Source organism: Synechococcus sp. R8-2, from assembly GCF_047461715.1.
Taxonomy (GTDB): Bacteria; Cyanobacteriota; Cyanobacteriia; order Thermostichales; family Thermostichaceae; genus Thermostichus.
In genome coordinates, this window is record NZ_JANSHQ010000581.1 from 1 (window position 1) to 2781 (window position 2781).

Here is a 2781-nt window from a genome sequence, read left to right on the forward strand (position 1 = left end):
AGTGTCTTAATCTAACTTGAAACGACTGTGACCCCGCTCTACTTCTCGGAGCTGAGCGCTGTCCCCACCTTCTCCATCAAGTCGTCCAGTTCGCTGTAGTCCGGCAGAGTCGTGTCGATGGCCTGCCCCTGACGCAACACCACTCGGTCATGCTGGGGACGGGAAAGCAGCTCGTCAAAGCCACGTCCCTTGAACAGCACCAGATCTGCCGGCAGCCCCACCCCAATTTGCCCTCGCTCGGTCAAGCCCATGATGCGGGCAGGGGTGGTGGTAATCGCCTGTGGCCAATCCCCATAGGGGGTATCCAGGTGCAAAATGCGGGTGGCCTCCCGGAACACCTCCAGGCCGTCGTGATCCCCAAAGCCATAAAAGGGATCCCGACAGTTATCGCTGGCTATCATCACCGGCACGCCCAAAGCCTTCAGCTCATGCAACAGCGTCACTCCCCGCCAGCGGGGGGTATGGCCGGGGTTACGGGCTTGCAAATATAGGTTACACATGGGCAGGCTGACCACGGCAATTCCCGCCTCTCTGACCAAGGCCATAGTCTTGTGGGCCACCTCCGGCGGTTGCACGGCCAGGCTACAGCAATGGCCACACACCACCTGATGGGGAAAATCGTTGCGCAAGGCCGCCGCTGCCACGTGTCTCAACGTGAGGGATCCCGGATCGTCCGTCTCATCCGTATGAAAGTCCAGAGCCAAGCCCCGTTCCTTGGCCAGGGCAAACACCCGATCCAACTGCCGATCCAGTTCCGGCCCCATCGCCGCCACCCCACCCAGGATCCCGCCCACTTCCGCCACCTTGTCCGCCAGCTTTTCTGCTGCAGGGGTGAGAAAGGTATCCAAGCTCAGAAGCGTGACCGCCTGGAGTTCCAGCTTGCCCGCCCACTCTCGGCGCAGCTGAACAAACACCTCCCAGCTGGCCCCCATAACCTGAGGATTCTCACAGACCAGATGGGTGCGCACTGCCTGGGATCCATGGGCATAGCTGCAGCGCAAACCAAAGCTGAAGCGACGGTAGAGATCCTCCCGAAACTGCTCCGGATCCCCGTCATAGGCTTGCTTCATCTTCGCCCAATCTTCCTGGCCGGCCTGCCTCGCCCCGGCAAAGGTACCATCGGGATTGGGGGTGCGCGGCCACACATGTCCCTTGTCCAGGTGGGTATGGATGTCCACAAAACACGGCCACACTTGGCCCCGCCTTAGATCCACGCCGGGGATCCCCTGGGGCGGGATCCCTGTTGCCAGCCGGATTTGGCGGATCTGCCCCCCTTCGATTTCCAGATCCAGCAACACCAGGTTATCGCGGTTGGGGACAGCTCCTGGCACCGCCTCCTTCAGTACCGACAGGGGAACCTGAGCATTCAGCAGCCAGTAGTGGGCAACGCCGGGGATCTGCATGGCGGGCAACGAAAAAGTGACTTCCAATCTTAAGGGGATCCGAGCCCCTCAGGAAGAATCCAGTGCTACAGCAGCTAGGCAAACTGGCCCACCACCTGCATGGCAAAGCTGAGCAAAATGAAGGCCAACCAGGGGGAAAAGTCCAAGCCACCAATGGGGGGAATGATGCCGCGGAACAGGTTGAGATAGGGATCGGTGAGTTGGCTGAGCACCGACAGGATGGGGTTAGACCAGTTCAGTTGCGGGAACCAGCTCAGCAAAATCCGCACGATCAGCAGAGCATTGTAAATGACGATGAACTGGTAAAGGGAGCGGAACAGCAAAGACGCGGCAGTGCCGTAGACCAACCCCAGGGAGAGGCCGTCCACCCAAGCGAGAGGAGACAACAAGTGGCTAAGCATCATAGCGGTTCAGAGAAGGGAATGAACAAAACACAGATCAGTCAGACAGACCAAACGCCGTCAGCAGAGGCAAACCTCACATCCGATGGCAACCCATCCAAAGATGCAAGGCAGAAAGCCATTGCCGCCTCTAGTTTGACATGGGCGGGAGACCCCTGAGGTTCCTTCTTCCCGCTCAAGCTCAAGAGTTTTCCTCAGCAGCAGGGGCAGGCACTTCCTTGACAAGCAACTGAGCCCGGGTGGCCTGGATCGCCTCGTTTAACTCGGCAATCTTGGCCTCTAGAGTGCGGCGGGCTTGGGCAATTCGTTCTGCCTCATTTTCCCACTTCTTCCAGTCGCTGGACATGGCGGGCTCACCTGAAGCACTGAGGCGCGGTCGTTCAGGGGTTGCGGAGGTGCCGTTGAGGCGATCTGGATCCCGGCGTTGGCCTTCGGCGGATCCCTTGCTGAGTCGAGGGGCAAGCACAAACCCGATCACCCCGCCGATGATCCCTCCCAACAGGGCGCCAGTCACTACACCCGCAATGAAGTCACCTTTCTGATCTGCCACGCTTTTGTCCAGCTCAATAACAATAAACTTGAGTCATCTTCTTCCGTTCTACCTTTCCTGTCCCACTCCTGCCAGCAAATCCGACCAAGGTTGAGGTAGCCGCCAGCGGCTGAGATGTTCCAGATGGGCTTGCACCTGCTCCCTCAACTCGGCAAGCGTGTGTTGCAGATCGCCGGTCGAGGGTAGGGATCTCAGCGTTGCCTGCCAGAGGTAAGCTGGGGAAAGTTCAGGGCTGAGCAACTGCCACAAACGCTGCAGCTCCTCAAAGTGAAGGCGATCATCTTCTGTGAGGGAAAGCACCAACTGGCGACGCAGATCGCGGGCCTCTTCCGACATCAGGTAGCGCAAACCCGTTTGGGCGGTAGGTAACCAATCCAATCCCCCATCGCTGCGGGCAATTTGAATCAGGTTCTCCAGGCGGTTCCAG

The 2781-nt window shown here is 59.0% G+C and carries 3 protein-coding genes and 1 pseudogene; all 4 read right to left on the bottom strand.

The window, feature by feature from the left end; genetic code table 11:
• Nucleotides 1-38: 38 nt before the first annotated feature.
• Nucleotides 39-1430, bottom strand: coding sequence for a cytosine deaminase (locus NW819_RS12725; RefSeq protein WP_414413968.1), 1392 nt, complete (start codon nucleotides 1428-1430; stop codon nucleotides 39-41).
• A gap of 47 nt (nucleotides 1431-1477) precedes the next feature.
• Nucleotides 1478-1807, bottom strand: coding sequence for a YggT family protein (locus NW819_RS12730; RefSeq protein ID WP_011432695.1), 330 nt, complete (start codon nucleotides 1805-1807; stop codon nucleotides 1478-1480).
• Nucleotides 1808-1985: 178 nt separating this feature from the next.
• Nucleotides 1986-2318 carry a hypothetical protein gene (locus NW819_RS12735; RefSeq protein WP_414413969.1) on the bottom strand — a complete coding sequence of 111 codons (333 nt, stop codon included), beginning with the start codon at nucleotides 2316-2318 and terminating at the stop codon, nucleotides 1986-1988.
• An 84-nt stretch (nucleotides 2319-2402) separates the two neighbouring features.
• Nucleotides 2403-2781 (bottom strand): annotated as a pseudogene (locus NW819_RS12740) (AarF/ABC1/UbiB kinase family protein); the annotation flags it as partial.